Origin of the sequence: Ferrovum sp. (genome assembly GCF_027317285.1) — a bacterium.
GTDB lineage: Bacteria > Pseudomonadota > Gammaproteobacteria > Burkholderiales > Ferrovaceae > Ferrovum.
Genome location: NZ_DAHVHV010000106.1, coordinates 1 through 2,495, shown reverse-complemented (window position 1 = coordinate 2,495; position 2,495 = coordinate 1). Strand labels below are relative to the sequence as shown.

Sequence of the window (2,495 nt, the reverse complement as noted above, 5' to 3'; positions counted from 1 at the left end):
TGCATTTATCGAAAATTTATCGCGTGGATGGATGCCTTCGAAATTGGGAAAAGTCCGCGAATGTCTAAAGTTCAGTTGCTGTAATCATGTATTCCAAGAAGTACAGCGAGGGGGATCAGCGACACCCTACTACTACTAGAAGAGGCGCGCGCCAGTGCGGCAATCTACTCGCTGCTGCAGACAGCCAAAGCCAACGGACATGAGCCCTACGTCTGGCTACGTTGGGTTCTGCGAGAGTGGATTTTCGCAAGGATAGGCGCATCGTCTTTACCGGATCGTTCATGCCCTTGGCCGGGGTCGGGCAGGAGTCCGGCGTCGGCCGCTGGCACACTATCCGTCTGACCACGCTCTCGTTCTACGAATACCTTCAGATCAAGAGCCTGTTTGCGAGGTACTACGATCAGAACGTGCGATTCACCTACTGGCGTGGCAAGAAGGATCGAGAGGTGGATCTAGTGGCCGAAATTGGCGGGCAGATCATTCCTTTTGAGGTGAAATACCGCGCCCAGCATACTGGCCCGCGCGACCTCAAGGGCCTGCTCGAATTCTGTCAGCAGAAAGCCATTGATCGCGGCTATGTGGTCACAAAATCGCCGGACGATTTTGGCATGGTTGCCGACCTGACCGACACCGCTACTCGAATACTGCGCATCCCGGCACCGCTTCTATGCTACTGGATGGGCGAGTCGGAACTGACACCGGAACAACAATGAGACTGACCCGACAACAAGTCGAGAGCCAGCGGGGAATAACTACAGACAGAGGGCAATCGTGATTGGCGGTCTGGACACGTCTCGCCATGATCAAGCCGCCAACCCATCATCCAACCTGAAAACAAAACCATCAAATCACTCAGTTGGCCAGATCAGCGCGACTTCTACGGAGGCAAACACCAACAGTATCTCGCCAAAAAAAACGGTAAACTTGGGGGCGCGGCCCAAGAAACAGAAGGACGTGATTCCGGCCTGACGAACTTGGGGTGCGATTTTTTCGTTTTTTTTAGGGTAATCGATGACGACAGATAATGACTTGGTTCAAGACGCTGGTTACGACCGTACCACCATCATCCTGCACTGGCTGACGGCCGTGCTGGTTATTGCGTTATTCGCCATGGCAGAAACCTGGAGTTTTCTCAAGCACGGTAGTCCAGCCAGGAAGGAATTGCAGTCCCTTCATATCTCCATTGGAATTTTGCTGGCCGTGGTTATTGTGGTCCGTATCGCCTGGCGTGCCACCCGTGGAAAGCACCTGCCTATAGCCTCATTGGCCGCGAAGGCCGTGCACCACACCCTTTACCTCTTGCTGGTCGCGCAAGTCATCCTGGGGTTTCTGCTCCGGTGGGCACAGGCAGAGTCTTTCTTGTTCTTTGGGCTTTTTACCATCCAGTTTGCAACCGTCAAAAACCGGGCACTGGACCACACTTTCGGAGATCTTCACAATGTTGCAGCCTGGAGCATCATTGTCTTGGCTGGCCTTCATGCCGCAGCAGCGCTGGTTCACCACTACATCCTCAAGGACGACATTTTGAAGAGAATGTTCCCAAGAAAAAAGACTCTCAAATGGTAGTCTTCCCCTTCATGGGCAGATAGGATTTTTCAATTTTCATACAAGACAGGCAATTGTTGACTTTGGCAAAGGAAAGTTATATAGTGCGCGCATCTCATTCTCCAGGGAGGCATCTTGGACAGTTGTTCTAGTATCTTGACCGCGTCAGTTGAATCAGCGAAAGCCTAGGCACTGTCTTTGAGACTCCCGCCGCCGTTCCGCTGATTCAGCGGGACGGTGCGCCAGCAGCATTTTCCTCTTACCCGTTAACACGGGTTGCTCTGAGCACCTCCTCACGGTCGCAAGTAATCCGTCGTGCCTTTCCGGTATCGCCGCAGTTTGACCGCGCTCCGTTACACGGTCTGTGGTCTTGGCCTGCCCGGTCCTTTGCACGGCATTTTCGATCAACGCATTGCTTGTCCGTCCACGATGGCGGACGCATTTGTGCGAGGTGTCATCATGACTTTCAATCCAGGCAAGGTAATACATTTTTTCGCCAACCGTATTCGTTCGAGTTTGATCTGGTTTTCCGAAGCGCACACGACCTTTCCCGAACTTCGCGCCAGTCAGACCAACCCGGACATTGGCGGCAGTAGCGCTCTATTTGGCGTGCTGGTTTCAGGACACATGGACAGTAACCGCCCATTCTAAAAACCGGCCTCGGCGGGCGACAAAGAACAAAGCAATGGAGCGTCATGAGTCATGGTCGATCATGTAATAAAAAAATCCCCGTCTTGCTGGGTGCGCCTGTTTGGTCGGTTTCTGTGCCTGACGCTCTGTTTCCTGGCCATTCAGGTTCATGCCGGCCTGTGGGACCTGACGGGGGACGACGGCAGGGAGGGTAGTTCGCCGCCCTGGGTGGTCCAGGGGGATGAAACCTTCATTGATCAATACCACGGTTCCTTTCCCTCCGCCCGTCCCAATGGTCCGAACAGTTTTTCGTCGAATCC

At 53.5% G+C, this 2,495-nt stretch carries 4 protein-coding genes and 1 pseudogene; all 5 read left to right on the top strand.

Translation table 11 applies throughout. From position 1 onward, the window contains the following. Positions 1 to 156: 156 nt before the first annotated feature. A pseudogene (locus tag M6F29_RS11675) lies at positions 157 to 232 on the top strand (transposase domain-containing protein); the annotation flags it as partial. Between the two features lie 4 nt (positions 233 to 236). Beyond that, positions 237 to 713, top strand: a complete 477-nt coding sequence (locus M6F29_RS11670) for a DUF4143 domain-containing protein (RefSeq protein WP_298160088.1) — start codon at positions 237 to 239, stop codon at positions 711 to 713. Positions 714 to 1,011: 298 nt separating this feature from the next. Beyond that, positions 1,012 to 1,566, top strand: a complete 555-nt coding sequence (locus M6F29_RS11665) for a cytochrome b (RefSeq protein ID WP_298160085.1) — start codon at positions 1,012 to 1,014, stop codon at positions 1,564 to 1,566. A gap of 438 nt (positions 1,567 to 2,004) precedes the next feature. Beyond that, the gene (locus tag M6F29_RS11660; RefSeq protein WP_297497600.1) at positions 2,005 to 2,196 is read left to right on the top strand and encodes a hypothetical protein; all 192 of its coding nucleotides are present in this window, start codon (positions 2,005 to 2,007) and stop codon (positions 2,194 to 2,196) included. A gap of 51 nt (positions 2,197 to 2,247) precedes the next feature. Further along, on the top strand, positions 2,248 to 2,495 hold a 248-nt coding region (locus M6F29_RS11655), incomplete at its 3' end, for a hypothetical protein (RefSeq protein ID WP_298160081.1).